At 48.1% G+C, this 17,712-nt stretch carries 17 protein-coding genes and 1 pseudogene; all 18 read left to right on the top strand.

What is annotated here, in order from left to right:
- Window positions 1–204 precede the first annotated feature (204 nt).
- Window positions 205–1,209 (top strand): annotated as a pseudogene (gene rfbB, locus KW821_RS14835) (dTDP-glucose 4,6-dehydratase); the annotation flags it as partial.
- Between the two features lie 83 nt (window positions 1,210–1,292).
- Window positions 1,293–2,486 carry a UDP-N-acetylglucosamine 4,6-dehydratase gene (locus tag KW821_RS14830; protein WP_218291990.1) on the top strand — a complete coding sequence of 398 codons (1,194 nt, stop codon included), beginning with the start codon at window positions 1,293–1,295 and terminating at the stop codon, window positions 2,484–2,486.
- A 9-nt stretch (window positions 2,487–2,495) separates the two neighbouring features.
- Window positions 2,496–3,638 (top strand): LegC family aminotransferase, encoded by a 1,143-nt coding sequence (locus KW821_RS14825; protein WP_218291989.1) that lies wholly within the window; start codon window positions 2,496–2,498, stop codon window positions 3,636–3,638.
- Window positions 3,639–3,672: 34 nt separating this feature from the next.
- Window positions 3,673–4,080, top strand: a complete 408-nt coding sequence (locus KW821_RS14820; protein ID WP_218291988.1) for a MaoC family dehydratase — start codon at window positions 3,673–3,675, stop codon at window positions 4,078–4,080.
- A 23-nt stretch (window positions 4,081–4,103) separates the two neighbouring features.
- Window positions 4,104–4,928 (top strand): GNAT family N-acetyltransferase, encoded by an 825-nt coding sequence (locus tag KW821_RS14815; protein ID WP_218291987.1) that lies wholly within the window; start codon window positions 4,104–4,106, stop codon window positions 4,926–4,928.
- On the top strand, window positions 4,928–6,082 hold the full coding sequence (gene neuC, locus KW821_RS14810) for a UDP-N-acetylglucosamine 2-epimerase (RefSeq protein ID WP_218291986.1): 1,155 nt from the start codon (window positions 4,928–4,930) through the stop codon (window positions 6,080–6,082). Before KW821_RS14815 ends, neuC begins: the two co-directional genes overlap by 1 nt.
- The gene (locus KW821_RS14805; protein WP_218291985.1) at window positions 6,069–6,746 is read left to right on the top strand and encodes a PIG-L deacetylase family protein; all 678 of its coding nucleotides are present in this window, start codon (window positions 6,069–6,071) and stop codon (window positions 6,744–6,746) included. The genes neuC and KW821_RS14805 overlap by 14 nt, the downstream gene beginning before the upstream one ends.
- Window positions 6,743–7,816 (top strand): N-acetylneuraminate synthase, encoded by a 1,074-nt coding sequence (gene neuB, locus KW821_RS14800; RefSeq protein WP_218291984.1) that lies wholly within the window; start codon window positions 6,743–6,745, stop codon window positions 7,814–7,816. The genes KW821_RS14805 and neuB overlap by 4 nt, the downstream gene beginning before the upstream one ends.
- On the top strand, window positions 7,797–8,453 hold the full coding sequence (locus KW821_RS14795; RefSeq protein ID WP_371317612.1) for an acetyltransferase: 657 nt from the start codon (window positions 7,797–7,799) through the stop codon (window positions 8,451–8,453). The genes neuB and KW821_RS14795 overlap by 20 nt, the downstream gene beginning before the upstream one ends.
- A gap of 12 nt (window positions 8,454–8,465) precedes the next feature.
- Window positions 8,466–9,518, top strand: a complete 1,053-nt coding sequence (locus KW821_RS14790) for a nucleotidyltransferase family protein (protein ID WP_218291982.1) — start codon at window positions 8,466–8,468, stop codon at window positions 9,516–9,518.
- A complete protein-coding gene (locus tag KW821_RS14785; RefSeq protein WP_218291981.1) occupies window positions 9,518–10,207 on the top strand; it encodes a cytidylyltransferase domain-containing protein in 690 nt (229 codons plus the stop codon). The genes KW821_RS14790 and KW821_RS14785 overlap by 1 nt, the downstream gene beginning before the upstream one ends.
- A 2-nt stretch (window positions 10,208–10,209) precedes the next feature.
- Window positions 10,210–11,253 carry an alpha-2,8-polysialyltransferase family protein gene (locus KW821_RS14780; RefSeq protein WP_218291980.1) on the top strand — a complete coding sequence of 348 codons (1,044 nt, stop codon included), beginning with the start codon at window positions 10,210–10,212 and terminating at the stop codon, window positions 11,251–11,253.
- A gap of 51 nt (window positions 11,254–11,304) precedes the next feature.
- On the top strand, window positions 11,305–12,468 hold the full coding sequence (locus tag KW821_RS14775; RefSeq protein WP_218291979.1) for an oligosaccharide flippase family protein: 1,164 nt from the start codon (window positions 11,305–11,307) through the stop codon (window positions 12,466–12,468).
- Window positions 12,469–12,583: 115 nt separating this feature from the next.
- The gene (locus KW821_RS14770) at window positions 12,584–13,609 is read left to right on the top strand and encodes a hypothetical protein (RefSeq protein WP_218291978.1); all 1,026 of its coding nucleotides are present in this window, start codon (window positions 12,584–12,586) and stop codon (window positions 13,607–13,609) included.
- Between the two features lies 1 nt (window position 13,610).
- Window positions 13,611–14,399, top strand: a complete 789-nt coding sequence (locus tag KW821_RS14765; RefSeq protein ID WP_218291977.1) for a glycosyltransferase — start codon at window positions 13,611–13,613, stop codon at window positions 14,397–14,399.
- Window positions 14,396–15,661, top strand: a complete 1,266-nt coding sequence (locus KW821_RS14760) for an NAD(P)/FAD-dependent oxidoreductase (RefSeq protein ID WP_218291976.1) — start codon at window positions 14,396–14,398, stop codon at window positions 15,659–15,661. Before KW821_RS14765 ends, KW821_RS14760 begins: the two co-directional genes overlap by 4 nt.
- A 3-nt stretch (window positions 15,662–15,664) precedes the next feature.
- Complete coding sequence (locus KW821_RS14755) at window positions 15,665–16,441, top strand: glycosyltransferase family 2 protein (protein WP_218291975.1); 777 nt, start codon at window positions 15,665–15,667, stop codon at window positions 16,439–16,441.
- Window positions 16,434–17,711, top strand: a complete 1,278-nt coding sequence (locus KW821_RS14750; RefSeq protein WP_256353487.1) for a sugar transferase — start codon at window positions 16,434–16,436, stop codon at window positions 17,709–17,711. Before KW821_RS14755 ends, KW821_RS14750 begins: the two co-directional genes overlap by 8 nt.
- The last annotated feature ends 1 nt before the right edge of the window (window position 17,712 follow it).

Below are 17,712 nucleotides of genomic sequence, written 5' to 3'. Positions count from 1 at the left end.
CAAGAAATGGACTATGCCGATCCAGAATTGGAAGCTTGCCCTAAATCGCTTTATTATCGAATTCGGTGATCGCCTGAACGGTCACCTGTAATGGAGTGGGCAGTTACACAGAATTATTTACAGGCTCAGCTATCAGTTTCTCACCCGGCCTTTTTTTCCCTATTTCCTATGCCATTCACTTTTCTTGCAAGAACCTCTGTCCATATGAAAATTCTTGTTACTGGAGGCGCTGGCTTTATCGGCTCTGCCGTTGTGCGTCATATCATTGCTCATACTCCAAATTCCGTCGTCAACCTAGATAAACTCACCTATGCGAGCAATCTGGAGTCTCTGGCAGAGGTATCTACTAGTGAGCGTTATGCCTTCGAGCAGGTGGATATCTGCAACCGCGCCGAGCTGGACCGGGTGTTTGCCGCGCATCAACCCGATGCCGTGATGCACCTGGCGGCCGAGAGCCACGTCGATCGTTCTATCACTGCCCCTGCCGATTTTATCGAGACCAACATCGTCGGCACCTATGTGTTACTGGAAGCGGCCCGTGCTTACTGGAACGGACTTCCTGATCTGCGCAAAGAGGCGTTTCGTTTCCACCATATCTCCACCGATGAGGTGTATGGCGATCTGCCTCATCCGGATGATGTGAGCAAAGGTGAGGCTCTGCCGCTCTTTAGCGAGATGACGCCTTACGCCCCCAGCAGTCCGTATTCAGCCGCCAAGGCATCGAGCGACCATCTGGTGCGCGCCTGGCACCGAACCTATGGGCTACCAGTTCTGGTGACCAACTGCTCCAACAATTACGGACCTTGGCAACATGCGGAGAAGCTGATCCCGCAGACAATCAGCAATGCCTTAGTCGGCAAGTCGATCCCCCTCTATGGCAAGGGCGATCAGATCCGTGACTGGCTCTACGTCGAGGACCATGCCTGCGCCCTCTGTCTGGTACTGACAGAAGGGAAGGTCGGGGAGACCTACAATATCGGCGGTCACAACGAGAAACGAAATCTGGAGGTGGTGCAGACCATCTGCGATCTCCTCGACGAACTGGTGCCCAAGGCCAGCTCCTACCACGATCAAATCACTTATGTGGCGGATCGTCCCGGTCATGATCGCCGCTATGCCATCGATGCCAACAAGATAGCCTCGGAGCTGAAATGGCTGCCGCAGCAAAGTTTTGAATCCGGAATATACAAGACGATAACCTGGTGTCTGACCAAAATAACATAATTGATTGACTTCATTGCTGACATATTCGCGTGTCCTGTACGGACTGAATTTAAGATTGGTATTTTCATATGAAAAATAATATTTTGAGTCTCATTGGTCGGAATAAAGACCTATTTGTTGATGACATCGGTAAAAATGAGCGGGAATTGTCTGATATCGTCAGCCAATCCCGATTTCTTGTGCTTGGTGGTGCCGGCTCCATTGGTCAGGCTGTAACCAAGGAAATTTTCAAGAGAAACCCACGTAAACTACATGTGGTGGATATCAGCGAGAACAATATGGTCGAACTGGTGCGAGATATTCGCAGCTCGTTCGGGTATATCGATGGCGATTTCCAGACCTTTGCGCTGGATATTGGCTCCATTGAATATGATGCCTTTATCAAAGCCGATGGCGCTTACGACTATGTACTTAATCTCTCCGCATTGAAGCACGTGCGCAGTGAAAAAGACCCTTTCACTCTGATGCGCATGATCGACGTCAACGTGTTCAACACGGACAAGACCATCCAGCAGTCCATCGACATGGGGGTGAAGAAGTACTTCTGTGTCTCGACGGACAAGGCGGCCAACCCGGTCAACATGATGGGCGCGTCCAAGCGCATCATGGAGATGTTCCTGATGCGTCGCAGCGAGCAGATAGCCATTTCCACCGCGCGCTTCGCCAACGTTGCGTTCTCGGATGGTTCTCTTCTGCACGGCTTCAATCAACGGCTGCAAAAGCATCAGCCCATTGTCGCCCCCAGCGACATCAAGCGTTATTTTGTGACGCCGCAAGAGTCCGGGGAGCTGTGCCTGATGTCCTGCATTTTTGGTGAAAATCGGGACATCTTCTTCCCCAAACTCAGCGAAGCCTTGCACCTTATTACCTTCGCCGAGATCGCGGTGAAATATCTGGAGCAGCATGGTTACAAGCCTTATCTATGCAAGGACGAGGATGAGGCTCGGACCAGGATGGCGAGCCTGCCGGAGCAAGGCATGTGGCCTTGCCTCTTTACCGAGAGCGACACCACGGGTGAGAAAGACTTCGAAGAGTTCTTCACCGATAAAGAAATGCTGGATATGGATAGGTTCGAAAACCTGGGCATCATCAAGAATGAACCCGCCTACCAGAATGACTTGCTCAATCATTTTGAGCAGACCATTGCTGCCATGAAAAATAAACGTGCCTGGAACAAGAAAGAGATAGTGGAGTTGTTTTTTGCCATGCTCCCTGACTTTGGTCATAAAGAAACGGGCAAATATCTCGACGGCAAGATGTAAGGAGTCGGTGTGCATACTCAATTGATTCGTTTTATTCGTGATACCTACAAGACCGATGACTTCATCCCTCTCCATGCACCGACCTTTGCCGGCAATGAACGGCAATATGTTCTCGACACCTTGGAAAGCACCTTTGTCTCCAGTGTTGGCGCCTATGTTGAGCAGTTTGAGCAACAGATAGCTGCTTTTACCGGCTCAGCCCGGGCGGTTGCCACCATGAATGGGACGGCGGCGCTGCACATCGCCCTGTACATGGCTGGTGTGCAGGCTGGCGATTTGGTGATCACCCAGCCTCTGACCTTCGTGGCCACCTGTAATGCCTTGCACCACATGGGGGCCGAACCCGTGTTCGTCGATGTCTCCCGTCAGAGTCTGGGATTGTGTCCCATAGCCTTGGCGAGCTGGCTGGAAGAGCATGCCCAGCGCACCGAGACCGGGTGTATCCACAAGGTGAGTGGTCGAACCCTGAGAGCCGTCGTCCCCATGCATACCTTCGGTCATCCGGTGGAGCTTGATGAGCTGCAAGTGGTCTGTCATGCATGGGGTATTGCGTTGGTAGAAGATGCCGCCGAGAGCCTGGGCTCCTATTACAAGGGGCGGCATACCGGGACTCTGAGCTCATTCTCGGCCCTGAGCTTCAACGGCAACAAAATCATCACCACTGGCGGCGGCGGCATGGTGTTGTGCCAGGATGCAGAGCAGGGTGCTCGCACCAAGCACATCACCACCACGGCCAAGGTGCCTCACCCATTCGAGTTCTATCACGATGAGCCCGGCTTTAACTACCGCATGCCTAACCTGAATGCGGCTCTGGGGTGTGCCCAGATGGAAGCCTTGCCTCAGTTCCTGGCACAGAAGCGGGCGCTTGCCATGCACTATGCCGAGTTCTTCAAGGATCAGGCATGCCAGTTTGTGACCGAGCCTTCCTATGGGCGCTCCAATTACTGGCTTAATGCGATTGTCTGTGAAGATCAAACCCAGCGGGATACGTTGCTGGCCGAGCTGAACAAGGCCGGCGTCATGACCCGGCCTGTATGGAAGCTGATGCATCGCCTGCCCATGTTTACTAATGCTTTATGCAGTGATATGACTAACGCCGAGTGGCTTGAGACACACCTTATCAATCTGCCTAGTTCTCCGACAGAAATATAATTTTGTGTTGAGCTAAATTTAAAGGATTCTGTGCATGTATAAGTTGGAAGATATCAAAGTTGGCATGGTAGAGTCATACTCCCAAACAATATCAGAAGCAGATGTCAAGAATTTTGCCAATATATCAGGAGACCGCAATCCAGTACATATGGATGATGTATATGCGGAGAAGTCTCGCTTTGGAAAGCGAATTGCGCATGGAATGTTTAGTACCAGCTTTTTTTCTGCTTTATTTGGTATGCGATTGCCCGGTCCTGGATGTGTGTATGTGTCTCAAAGCATAAAATTCAGAAAGCCCGTATATATTGGTGATACAGTCACAGCATATATTGAGGTCATAGAGGTAGATCTTCCCCGTCGACGTGTGCATTTCAATACATATTGTAAAGTTGGTGTTTCAAAAGTTATTACAGGAATGGCTGAGATATATATTCCAGAGTAACATACTGACAAGGAATTGCACTTATGAACGATCAAATTGAATTTGTTGATATAAAAGATGCGGACACACTTGTAAAATTCTTGCCGCAAATACAGTCACTGTTTCTTGAATGTTTTGATAAAGCCTTGTCCGATACGTTATGGGAATGGGCATACCTAAATAACCCATGTGGCCAGCCATTGGTATCCTTAGCTATTGTTGATGGCTCTGTCGTCGGTCATTATGCAGTAATTCCACAATCACTGAATAACTCAAGTAAAACGCTCAATGGATATCTGTCTATGACAACGATGGTTTCTGCACCATATCGTCGTTTTGGGCTTTTTCAACTTTTGGCTGAGCGAGTTTATAGCCGGATAGAGGCAACTGCAGTACCTAGTGTGGTCTATGGTTTTCCAAATGATAACTCTACTGCAGGATTTAGAAAGCGTTTGGGTTGGACGATACTTGAACAATATCAAGTCATACAAGTTACTCCAAAGGATTGGCATCATCAGTGTAAGTTAATAAAGAAGTGTGTAACAGAGGAATCATATCATCTGGATATGAATCACGATGATATTAGAGTATGGCGTTGTAATAAGCCAGGACAAACTTGGACCATTAATAATGGTGTCGGTTTTAAAGAGATAGATGGTGTTTTTGATTTGATGTATTATTCGGATGTAGATACATTGAGTAACATAGTTTCTAATAAGCCGATAAATATCATCTCGCCACAAGTTGTTACAGATGAAGTTAACGGTGAAAGTGAAACTCTTTTCCCATATCGTTTTGGTTTCAGAACATTTAACATGCAGGAGCCACCCTCCTTCTTTGTCCAAATGTGTATGTCGGACGTATTTTAATGAAGATACTTGCACTGACCTCGATCCGTTCTGAATATGATCTGATGAGTTATGTCTATAGAAAGTTAGATAATGACCCAGAGATAGACCTCAGGCTGTTAGTCGGAGGGTGCCATAACTCACCTTCCTTTGGAATGACAGTCGAAGAAATTAAAAAAGATGGATTCAAAATTCTTTGTGAAATTGACAGTCTAATCGATTCTGATTCTGGCTCCGCGCGGATAAAAAGTGCATCAGTATTACTTATATCATCAATAGATGTCGTTAAGTCATTCTCTCCAGATTTGATTATCTATGCTGGGGATAGAGAAGATGTGATGATTGGTGCATTACTTGGTGGTTATCTTGGTATTCCGACAGTACATTTTTTTGGTGGAGATCATGCAAGTGATGGGCATATAGATAATCCTATTCGTCATGCCGTGTCAAAGTTGTCAACATGTCACTTTGTCAGTGTGGATGAGCATGTATCTAGATTGAAGAAAATTGGTGAGCCTCAGCATAGGATATATAATATCGGTAGTGTCGCGTTAGACAAATTCCAAGAAATTCCTACTCGCACCGATATACTTCAGCATGTATCCGGGACTAATCTAAAAAAGAAATCTGCACTCCTTATATTCCATCCAGTTGAAGATGAAATTGCGATAGCAGATCAAATCATCGTGGGTATGATGGATGCCTTGATTGAGGATGATTATCACGTTTTTGCAGGGTTACCAAATAGTGATCATGGGAATTATAAGATTAGACGCACACTGGAGGAATATATTGGTAATGATAACGTCACTCTCTATGGTAATTTGCCTAGGGATTCCTTTGTGCAGTTATTCAAAGCGTGTAGCTTGATTATAGGTAATTCATCAGCAGGCCTCCTTGAAGCGGCAAGCGTACCGATTCCTTGCATTAATGTTGGTATGCGGCAACGAGGACGACTTAGTGCGGAGAATGTTATCTTTGTCGATGCTAATGTTGAGCACATCAAAAAAGCACTAAGCGATGTTAAATGCTCGGACTTTCTAGATAGGATTGAACATTTGTCAAATCCATATGGTGATGGACATGCATCTGATCGAGCAGTAGAGCTAATTAAGAGCATTGATTTTTTAGGAATGCAACGAAAATATGAGGACCCCTTGCATGTCGGAAGCTAAGTCAATATTAGTGGTTGCACCTCATGCAGACGATGAAACATTAGGCTGTGGAGGAACGATCCTCAGATTTCGAGCTCAAGGTTATAAGGTCCATTGGCTTCTTGTTACGGGAATGAGTGAACATTCTGGATTCAGCAAGGCGCGAATTGAATCACGAAAGAAAGAAATTGATACTGTTGCTAATCTTTATGATTTTAATGGTATCCACGAACTGAACTATCCTCCTGCTGGATTAGATACTTTGTCAAAAGGAAGTATTGTCGCTAGTATTTCTGCAGTGGTAAACGAAATAAGACCTGAGGTGGTTTTCGCTCCATACCGAAATGATGCTCACAGTGATCATGAAGTTGTATTTGACTCTGTCATGTCAGCGGTGAAATCATTTCGAACTCCATTTGTCAAAAAAGTACTTGCTTACGAAACACTCTCAGAAACTGATTTCGGCATGAAGCCGGAAGATGGGGGGTTCAAAGCTAATGTTTTCATTGATATCCAGGATTATCTTGATAGAAAGATTTCAATATTAGAGGTTTTCGAATCAGAGATTGGTGAGTTTCCTTTCCCACGTAGCCGGAAAGCATTAACTTCTCTTGCATATCTTCGTGGGGCCCAATGTAATGCCGAGGCCGCTGAAGCCTTTATGTTGATCAAGGAAATAATATGACACTCATTATTGCTGAGGCCGGCGTCAACCATAATGGCGACGAAGCACTCGCTGTGGCACTGATCGATGCCGCCCACCAGGCCGGCGTCGATGTCGTCAAGTTTCAGACCTTCAAGGCTGCCAATCTGGTGACCCGCCAAGCCAAGCAGGCTGCCTATCAGACCGCTAATACCGGCAGGGAAGAGAGCCAGTTTGCCATGCTCTCCCGCCTCGAGCTCTCGTTCGATGCCCATCTTCGCCTGATCGCCCATTGCGAGTCCCTTGGCATCGAGTTTCTGTCCACCGCCTTCGATACCGAGAGCCTCGATTTCTTGGTGAATCAACTCAAATTACAGACTCTGAAGATCCCTTCGGGAGAGCTAACCAATGCCCCCTTCGTACTGGCCCATGCCCGTACCGGTTGCGAGTTGATCGTCTCCACTGGCATGGCCACCTTGGCCGAAGTGGAAGCTGCCCTCGGGGTGATCGCCTTTGGCCTGACCGCGCCTCATGATGCGCAACCGGGCGAGGCTGCTTTTATGGCCGCCTATGCCAGTGAGGCCGGTCAGGCTGCACTGGCCAACAAGGTCACTCTGCTCCATTGCACCACCGAATATCCGGCACCCATGGTGGATATCAACCTCAAGGCCATGGACACCCTATCTCATGCGTTCCGGCTGCCGGTTGGCTATTCGGATCACAGCCAAGGTATCACCATTCCCGTTGCCGCGGTTGCCCGGGGCGCCTGTCTCATCGAGAAGCACTTCACGCTGGATCGAAACATGGAGGGGCCGGATCACAAGGCATCCCTCGAGCCCGATGAGCTGGCGGCCATGGTGCGGGGGATCCGCGATGTGGAGCTGGCTCTCGGCGATGGCATCAAGGGGCCACGTCCGAGCGAAATCAAAAACAAAGAGATCGCCCGCAAGAGCCTGGTGGCTGCCTGCGATATCGAGCAGGGCACTCCCCTGAGTGCAGAAAACCTCGCCATCAAACGCCCTGGTGATGGAATGAGTCCCTATGCCTACTGGCAACTCCTCGGGCAGCCGACCAGACGCGCCTATCAGGCGGGTGAGCCTATCCGTGAATAAGCCGCTCATCGTACTGGGGGCTGGAGGGCACGCCTCCGTGCTGGTCGATATCCTGCGCAGTCAGGGTCGGTCTCCCATGGCCCTGGTGGCTCCGGCCGCGGGTGTTGCACGGGCGGCCCTGACCGATATCCCCCTCTGGCACGATGAAGAGCGCATCTTGACTCACACCCCGGATGAGGTGCAGCTGGTCAACGGTATCGGCTCTTTGCCTGGCAGTTCACTGAGATCCGACCTGTTCGCCCGTTATCGAGCTCTGGGTTATCGCTTTGCCCAAGTAGTCAGCGGACGGGCCATCGTTTCCGACCATGCGGTGTTGGCAGAGGGTGCTCAGATCATGGCGGGTGCCATCCTTCAGGCCGGTACCCGGATTGGGCCAAACAGCATCATCAATACCGGCGCCATAGTGGACCATGACTGCCAAATTGGCGGCGACAACCATATCGCCCCGGGCGCGGTGCTATCCGGTGGTGTGGTGACGGGGGAGGGGGTCCATATCGGCACGGGCGCTGCCGTGATCCAGGGAATATCGATTGGTGCCCATGCCGTGGTCGGCGCCGGTGCTACGCTGACGCGGCCGCTGGGAGCAAAGCAGATTGCATACGTTGCCCGGGGCAGCGTGATGCCTATCAAGCAGTAAAGGATGGATTGGATGAGCAAGAATTGGGAAAAAGTGGTGCTGTCGCCCGAACATTCGGTGCGCGATGCCTTGGCAGTGATCAATGAAGAGGCGCTGCGGGTCTGTCTGGTCGTGGATCAGGAGCAACATCTGCTGGGCGTCGTGACAGATGGGGACGTTCGTCGCGCCATCTTGAACAACGTGGCCCTGACGCAGAGCGTCACGGCCGTGATGAATCGGACCCCCATTACAGTCTCGGCCAAACTGTCCCGTGCACAGTTGCTGGAGACCATGCGTGAGCGCAGCATTCTTTCCCTGCCGGTGGTCAATGAAGCAGGCAAGTTGATCGGGCTGGAAACCTGGGAGCAGGCGGCGCAGGTCCCGGCTTATGACAATCCCGTCTTTATCATGGCTGGCGGCTTTGGCACCCGGCTGCGCCCCCTCACCGACAGCTGCCCCAAGCCAATGCTGAAGGTGGGCGACAAGCCCATCCTGGAAACCCTGCTCAATCAGTTCCTCAATGCGGGATTCAAGAATATCTATATTTCTACCCATTATATGCCTGAGCAGATCACCGGTTATTTTGGTGACGGTTCTGCCTGGGGTGCCAATATCCGTTACGTGCATGAAGAGACGCCGCTAGGCACGGGTGGCGCACTGGGTCTACTGCCTGCCGACATACCTGCTCTACCACTCATCATGATCAATGGTGACGTATTGACCACGGTAGATTTCAATCGCCTGCTCGAGTTTCATACCAAATACCAGCCAGTGGCCACCATGTGTGTTCGTGAATATGACTATCAGATCCCCTATGGGGTGATCAGTGGTGATGGCCATCGCATCCTCGAAATGCAGGAAAAGCCCATCCAGCGCTATTTTGTCAATGCGGGCATCTATGTTGTCAGTCCCGGCCTGTTTATGAATGTGCCAAGCCAGGAGCGCATCGATATGCCGACCCTGCTGGAACAGCAAATAGCCAGACAGGAAGATGTTTTGATGTTCCCCATCCATGAGTATTGGCTTGATATTGGCCGTATGGACGATTTCCACAAGGCGCAGCTTGATATCAAGGGGTTGGTGTAATGTCCCTCAATATTGCGATTATTCCGGCTCGGGGAGGCAGCAAGCGCCTGCCAGGCAAGAACATCAAGCCTTTGGCTGGCAAGCCGCTAATAAATTGGACAACGCAAGCGGCGATCGGTAGCGGAGTCTTTGATATGGTGATCGTCAGTACCGATAGTCAGTCCATCGCGGACGCTGCGATGCAAGATGCCGGTGTGACGTTTCCGGGTTTGCGTCCGGCTGAGCTAGCCAGCGATACGGCCACCACCAACGATGTGATATCCCATGTGGTACGGTGGGTGGAAACTCACCATGAACAGGTTGATATGGTAGCCCTCTTGCAGCCTACGTCTCCGCTGCGCACGGCACAGCATATCAAAGAAGCTGTGGAGCTCTATCGGGATAAGCAAGCTACCTCTGTGGTGTCGGTTTGCGAATTGGATCACCCTGTGCAGTATTGCAATCGTTTGCCTGCCAACAATAGTCTGAACGGCTTCATCATTCCGGCAGCGAACAGACGCAGTCAGGATCTTGAACCCTTTTATCGGATCAACGGGGCTATCTACCTATTTGATCGCAAGCATGTTGGGGAGCTTTCTGGTATATATTGTGAAGGTTCCTATGCCTATCTGATGGATAAGGCAAGCTCGATCGACATTGATGATGAGTTTGACTTTCGGCTGGCGGAAGCGATAGGACACGGTGCCTGACAATGAAAGCAATTCATCTTTGCATCACCTATCGGCAATTGCTGATGGCTATCTGTGATGCGCTTAAAACGGGTCGCACTACCACCATTGTTTGCCCCATTGATTACCAGTATATCGACATACAGATCCGTTACCGCCTTATTCGCGCCTACCCGAATATCTGTTTCCATTTTATTCGGGAGCAGGCACAAATCATGTCGTTTGCGACTCTGCCGGCTTGGGTGCCCGATATTGTGCGCAGAAATATCACAGTACAAGGGCGCCCTCGCACACCTTGGCAGTGGATTCCGGCTTTTCTGACGAGTCAGCGCTTCGACGTTGGCTACATCTACCACTCCGGCCCCTTTCTGGCCAAGGTGTTGCGTGGCTTGTGTGCCACCATGGTGCTGCGGGAAGATGGCTTGTCCAATTACGTTTCACAATCCCTGTCAGTTAGGAAAGCCGTGATCCGGGCCTGTTTCGGACTGCCGTGGCGTGCGCAGGTGTGGGGTGACGAGCCCTGGATCGGGTGCGTGGAGGCAGAGCATCCCGAGGCGTTGCCCGAGGTCATCCGTAGCAAGTCGGTTCCCCTGAAGCTGGCCAATCTGCTCTCATGCATCGATGATGATCAGCGTCTGCGTCTTTCAACCATCTTTGGTCTTAACCGTTATATTGGCCTCGATGAACCCAAGGGATGCCTTATTCTGACGCAGCCCATCGATCTGGTCGGCTTGTGCAGTGAGGCCGACAAGCTGGCTATCTACACTCGCTTGGTCGACCAGTTTCAGGTACGGGGTTATCGGGTATATCTGAAGCACCATCCGAAAGAGGCACCCTACAGCCTTGGGCGTGATGTGGAACAACTGCCGACCGCGTTCCCGATAGAGCTTTGGTCCTCTATCACCGGCCACCGCTTTGTCTGTTGCGCTGCCCTCTGCTCCACCGCGCTTGCCACCAACGAGATGTGGGTGGCCGAGCAACATCTGCAGGTAGTTCCTATAGAGTATTTCAATGCGAGGCATGCCTCACATTGGCTGGGACTCGTAAACTCAATCGTGGTGCCCTAATCCATGTCATCTTCATTACGGCATATGCTTGGTCACTCGTTCGTGTTCATCGTGTTTGATGCGATCAACAAGGCCATTCCTTTTTTATTGCTGCCCTATCTGACGCATCGTCTCGATACCGCTGAGTTCGGGCTGCTCGAGTTATTCAATACCTACGTGGCCCTTTTGGTGCTGCTGATCATGTTTGGTGTTGATGGCTGGTGTTCGGCTCATTTCCACAAGCTTGAGCGCAGCGTGTTTGCCGGTATGCTTCGTCTGGGGTTGTTGAGCGTGGCAGGTGTGTTTGTCGCGAGCAACCTCGTCATGTTGGCCGTTGCCGACGATCTGCGGTTTGTATTTGCGCCGCTCTATGCCCTGGGGATGTGCCTTATTCAGATAAGAGCCATCCTGTATCGTTTCGAGCTGAAAACGATCAGAGCATCGATGTTGCTGTTTCTCAACGTAGCTGTCAGCTCCCTGCTGACCATAGGTGCCTTCGAGATACTGAGCCCCGGGCTCACCTGGCGTTTGGCAGCACTGCTGGTACCTGTGGTCTTTCTGGGGGCTTTTTCCTGCTATTCGCTCTGGCGTCAGTTTCCTGCATCGTCAGGGCAGACCGGGGACATCAAGACTCTGTGGGCATTTACCTTGCCACTCTTGCCTAATGGTTTGATTAACTTTGTACGATTTGGGGCAGATAAGTTTTTTGTGGCAAAGTTTTTTGGGATCTCGCAATTGGCTCTGTTTGGAGTAGGTTACCAATTTGCAATGGTTGCGAATATATTTATGTTGTCATTAAATCAGGCTGTAATGCCTTTTATGATGAGATATTTATCTATGCGCAGCTATCGTTCTTATATTAACGTTTCTGTAACGTTAATTATGGGATTCTTAGTGTTTATATCTTTCCTATTTATCTCAACACCTTTTATGCTAGATTCGTTTTTTTCAAGTTCCTATGCCACATCTGAAAAAATATCAAGCTTATATTACATATCATACCCTATGATATTTATCTCTATATTATCCATTAATTTTGCTTTTTTTAATAGTGATACCAAAATTGTCCTGTATATTACAACACTGTCATCTCTTACGCATTTAATTGTATTGTATGTTATAAGCGAGATGGAGTTATCAATATATAATGTTCCATTTGGACTTATGATTTCATCATCTGCTTCAATGATGTTGTCGTTGACGTATTTTTTTGTGAAAATAAAAAATGAACAATAGCTTGTATTCGTTAGAGAGAATAAATGGCTTCATTATTTCACTCTTAATTTCCTTGTTCTTTCTATCTCAATTTATGTATGTCAAGGATGGAAATATATTATTCCAGTTCTGTAATATGTTTATCGGGTTGATATCATGTATCTATGTTTATAGATATATTAATTTCTATTCCATTTTTTATTTAATGTTAATGGTTGTCTTTTCTACCTTTACGACAATTGTTAGTGAAAAATACAAGGTTGGCGATATAGCTTTTTCATTATTAATGCCAATGTTTGGTTTTCTCATTGTTCTATATAGAGATAGGTTGATTATTCCTGCATTGATATTTTGTATAGGAGTGATAGCCTATTGTGGGCGAGCAATGTTACTTGGTTTGGATTTAAATACTGATCTTTTCAGTTTTTCCAGTAGGAATTACATATCTGTTTTGGCAATATTTTCACTCTTTACTGTGTATATATCATGCAAGAATGAAAAAATAAATGCAGTTCTGTTTTTATTAACATTTCTAGTTGTTCTGTTTAGTGATAGCCGTTCCGCAATATTATCTTTTACAGTCGTTATATTTGGGTGGATGTACCAGTTATGGATTAGAAACGTTACCGTTGGTTTGATTTTGGCTGCGTTAGTACTAGTATCCCTTTCCTATGTATTCTTCTTGCACGGCAATGAAATTTATAGCTATGCGCTCGATAGTCTAGGAACACTGAGGCGGTTGTCCGTAGGTGGGCTTGGCGATAGTGGTCGACTTAATGTTATAAGTTGTTATTATTCAGAATTTGGATTTGATTCTTTTTTTCTAGGTCTGGATGCTTTTGATAGTAACTCTTGCAGATTTTTAGCAAATGGTTCAGATAATCCACATAATAGTTTTATTAAAATGTATGCGAATTTAGGGCTCTACTCTTTTATTGTTATTTCAATTATTGTGTTTAGTGTTGTATCCTTATTAAAAAGGAGAGATGTTATATTGTTGTCATTTTTACTTTGTTTTCTAATTAGAGCAGGGACAGATATAATTTTTTTCTTCCAGTCATGGGATGCGTATTTATTTGCGATATTTGTCATTGCGATACCTAAATTATTTTTAAATGAAAATGGTATGATTAAAATGAGTGGTGAGAACTCGAGGGGTTGAAATGAGATCTATTCAAATACTAATGGCAACAATGCACAAAAATTCGATATTGGACATCGATTGGAACTATAAAAACACAAACGCAACGGTGCTGTTAGTTAATCAATGTGACGCAGATAAAATTGATATTGAAAATAACGTCACCATGATTTCTTGCCAAGAACGTGGTTCATCCAATAGCCGAAATATGGCATTGAAAAATGCGACGGGTGATATCTGCTTGATTGCAGATGATGATGTTGGTTATGTCGACGGGATGGAAAAGATATTATTGAATGCATTCGAGCAGCACCCGGATGCAGATATCATCACGTTCCAGATAGTCACCCCGGAAGGCAATCCGTTCAATGCGGGTTACCCCCAGCAGTCCCAGTGGCACAATTGGCGCTCCATTCTGCGCTGTGCCTCAATCGAAATCGCGTTTCGCCGTGACGCCATACTAGAGGCTGGTCTGTCAATGGATACCAATTTTGGCCTGGGTAGCAAATATCGTGTGCACGACGAGATCATCTTCTTGAAAGATGCAATGGATAAAGGGCTCAAGCTGCTTTACCTGCCGATCCCTATCGTTATCCATCCAGCCGAGAGCTCAGGCACTGATTTCAATGATCATCTAGTTACTTCCAAGGGCGCGGCATTCGTCAGGCTGTTCGGGTTGAAAGGCATGTTCTTCAATCTGGTGTTTTCTCTAAAGAAATATGGTGAATATTCCAACCGTTATAGTTTTATCAAGTTTCTGATGACCATGTTCCAAGGCTCCATCAAATTTATCAAAGAGGATATGAAATGAGCGATAATCACTGCAAGTATCTGGTTGTCGGTGGTGGTGTCTCCGGGCTGATGTTTGCCAATCTGGTGAAAGATGATGACTTTATCCTCTTGGAAAAAGAAAACGAGCTGGGTGGTTTCTGCCGAACCATTTATCAAGATGGGTTCATCTGGGATTATGCTGGACACTTTTTCCATTTTGCCAATGAAGAAGTGAAATCCTTTTTCAAGAGTAAAATTCCCGATGATGCTTTTGTGCTGAAGGATAAGGTCACCAAGATTTTCTACAAAGAGAGCGTGGTAGACTTTCCATTCCAGACAAACATTCATCAGCTGGAAAAAGAAGAATTTATCGAGTGTTTCTACGATCTCTATTTCCGTGAGGAGAAAGAAACCTATGCCTCCTTCCTCGACATGCTGTATGGCAAGTTTGGCAAATCCATCACGGAAAAATTCCTCAAGCCATACAATGAGAAACTCTACGCTTGCGATCTGAACTCTCTAGATACTGATGCCATGGGGCGTTTCTTCCCCTATGCCAATCTTGAGCAGATCATTCGCAATTTCAAGCAGCAGTATCAGGGGAGTTACAACTCCACCTTCCTTTACCCCAAGCAAGGAGCCAAGGTATTTGTTGATGCACTAGCCCAGGATTTGCCAGCCGAAAAGGTGTTCCTGCGTGAGCAAGTGATATCGATCGATGCCAAGGCAAAGATGGCTGTGACGACTCATCGTCGCATCTCCTATGACTATCTCATCAACTCGATGCCTTTGAACCGTTTTCTCTCCAGTATTGATGACATCGATTATCAGCATTTTGTGGATCGTCTCTCTTGGAACAAGGTGTTGGTCTTCAACCTCGGGTTTGACAAGGCCTCATCTTACAACGAGGTGCATTGGGCCTATTTCCCCGAGAAAAAATACAATTTCTACCGGGTCGGTTTTTACAACAATATTCTGGATGACGAGCGGCTGAGTCTGTACGTCGAGATTGGTTATGGACCGAACGGTGATATCAATGTAGATGAACAGCTTGCGGCAACCCTGGAAGGGCTCAAGGATGCAGGCATTATTGACGACCACCTCTTGCTCTCGTCGTGCCACATTGTTATGGATCCCGCTTATGTACATGTCAACAGTGAGCTTTCGGCCATGAAGGATGAGGTGAAAGGCAAACTCGAGCATATGGGGATCTACTCCATTGGTCGCTACGGGGATTGGAAATACTGTTCCATCGAAGACTCCATGCTAGATGCCATTTCGGTCGCCAAAAATATCGCCTGAACTATGAAACCTGATCATTTTTCCATCATAATGCCGGCGTTCAATGCGTCGGCAACCATAGGGCAGAGCATTGAATCTGTATTGGCGCAGACCTGTCCTTCATGGACTTTGTATGTCATCGATGATGCATCAAGTGACAACACTCGGGAGGTTGTCGAGACCTATGCTCGTCAGGAAAGGCGACTGGTCTACCATCAAATGCCTCTGAATGGCGGTGTTGCAGCAGCACGCAACCAGGGGATCGCCATGGCCGACGGGGAGTATGTTGCTTTTCTGGATAGTGATGACATCTGGCATCCGCAGAAGCTTGAAACCCAACGTCATTACCTTCTCAATGGCTATGATGTTGTTTGTTCCGATTACTTCATTTTCTCTGGCGAGATTGCTAACATCGTTGGAAAATGTCAGAGAAAAGAAAATTTTACCTATCGTGACATGCTCAAGAGCAACAACATCGGCAACCTGACTGGTGCTTATAACCGATACAAGCTTGGCTCTTTCACCCAGCAGCGAATAGGGCATGAAGATTATGTCATGTGGCTCGAGATCATGGCCAATGCCAAGCGCGGATACTGTGTCAAGCAATCACTGGCCTATTATCGACGTACAGAGGGGTCGCTCTCCTCCAATAAATTGAAGGCAGCATCATGGCAGTGGCATATCTACAGAAAAATTCTCAAGCTGCCTTTGTTACCAGCACTTTACTATTGGCTGCACTATGCATTTACAGCCATCTCTATGCTCATTAATAACAAGATCAAAGGAGTGCGTTTTGACTAAAAGTCCTGAACGTAGGCATTCTCGCTGGTATGAGCTGATTATTTTCAACCCTATTTCGCTATTTTTCTTTGGCGCCTTGTTAGCTGTGTGCTTGCCTGCCATTGAACGTTGGGGGTGGGAGTTCTGGGATTCTCTTGATGCGGTAAGAGTCAATACCTTGGCGGGGGCATTTATTGCTTTCCTGCTGACTGGGATTGTGCTCCATCGCTTCCTACGTTACCCCGGAGCCAGTCCGGTCGCTTATATGATCCCGACTGTTACGACTCTGTACGGCTTGCAGGTTGGAATTCTCTTCTTTTTGCGCTTGCCTTACAGTAGGCAGGTACTATTTGAGTCATATGTGGTGGCTCTGCTGTGTTGTTGGCTTGCCTATTTTATCGGCCGTCGCTACCGAATGCCTAAGTATGCATTGCTCCCATTTGGCGACTATCAGCCTCTGACCTGCCACCACAGCGTGCAGTGGCGTCTGCTGGACAAACCAGACCTGGGGGCCGTTCGTTATGACGCCGTGGTAGCCGATCTACGGGATGAAAACCTGGCTGGAGAGTGGGAACGTTTCTTGGCTCGCTGCGCCTTGGCCCATATTCCCGTGTATCACATCAAGCAGATTAGCGAGACGCTTACCGGTCGAGTGAAGATCGATCACCTCCATGAGAACCAGCTTGGCTCCTTGCTGCCGTCTCCTGTATATGCCTTTATCAAACGAGGCATGGATATATTGGCTGCTGTGATTGCGATTCCGTTGTTCTCGCCGCTAATGCTGGTGACAGCTGTGTTGATCAAGCTGGAGAGCCCGGGCCCGGTGATGTTCTTGCAAAACCGAGTGGGGAAGGGCAATCAGGATTTTCGGATCTATAAGTTTCGCAGTATGTGCCAGAACTCCGAGCAGCACGGTGCCCAGTTCGCTCAGGACGGTGACATGCGCGTCACCCGGGTGGGCAAGGTGATCCGCAAACTACGCATCGATGAGCTGCCCCAGTTCTTCAATGTCCTCAAGGGGGACATGAGCCTGATCGGGCCAAGGCCGGAACAGCGTACCTTCGTCGATCAGTTCGAGCGGGAGATCCCCTTTTACATGTACCGACACATAGTGCGACCGGGGATCAGCGGTTGGGCGCAGGTCGTGCACGGCTATGCTGCCGATGCCGATGATACTCGCATCAAGATTGAGCATGATTTTTACTACATCAAGCACTTCTCGCTCTGGCTCGATGTGCTCATCGTGTTCAAAACCATTCGTACCATCTTGACCGGCTTCGGGGCACGGTGAT

It is taken from the genome of Aeromonas sp. sif2416, from assembly GCF_019218665.1.
Lineage (GTDB): Bacteria > Pseudomonadota > Gammaproteobacteria > Enterobacterales > Aeromonadaceae > Aeromonas > Aeromonas encheleia.
This window is presented reverse-complemented; position numbering and strand designations above follow the sequence as displayed.

Coding starts and splice junctions, on each gene's coding strand:
- KW821_RS14780 (WP_218291980.1), top strand. CDS start 10,210: ATGAAAGCAATTCATCTTTGCATCACCTATCGGCAATTGCTGATGGCT.
- neuC (WP_218291986.1), top strand. CDS start 4,928: ATGAAGATACTTGCACTGACCTCGATCCGTTCTGAATATGATCTGATG.
- KW821_RS14755 (WP_218291975.1), top strand. CDS start 15,665: ATGAAACCTGATCATTTTTCCATCATAATGCCGGCGTTCAATGCGTCG.
- KW821_RS14760 (WP_218291976.1), top strand. CDS start 14,396: ATGAGCGATAATCACTGCAAGTATCTGGTTGTCGGTGGTGGTGTCTCC.
- KW821_RS14785 (WP_218291981.1), top strand. CDS start 9,518: ATGTCCCTCAATATTGCGATTATTCCGGCTCGGGGAGGCAGCAAGCGC.
- KW821_RS14830 (WP_218291990.1), top strand. CDS start 1,293: ATGAAAAATAATATTTTGAGTCTCATTGGTCGGAATAAAGACCTATTT.
- KW821_RS14770 (WP_218291978.1), top strand. CDS start 12,584: ATGTTTATCGGGTTGATATCATGTATCTATGTTTATAGATATATTAAT.
- KW821_RS14790 (WP_218291982.1), top strand. CDS start 8,466: ATGAGCAAGAATTGGGAAAAAGTGGTGCTGTCGCCCGAACATTCGGTG.
- KW821_RS14815 (WP_218291987.1), top strand. CDS start 4,104: ATGAACGATCAAATTGAATTTGTTGATATAAAAGATGCGGACACACTT.
- neuB (WP_218291984.1), top strand. CDS start 6,743: ATGACACTCATTATTGCTGAGGCCGGCGTCAACCATAATGGCGACGAA.
- KW821_RS14820 (WP_218291988.1), top strand. CDS start 3,673: ATGTATAAGTTGGAAGATATCAAAGTTGGCATGGTAGAGTCATACTCC.
- KW821_RS14805 (WP_218291985.1), top strand. CDS start 6,069: ATGTCGGAAGCTAAGTCAATATTAGTGGTTGCACCTCATGCAGACGAT.
- KW821_RS14765 (WP_218291977.1), top strand. CDS start 13,611: ATGAGATCTATTCAAATACTAATGGCAACAATGCACAAAAATTCGATA.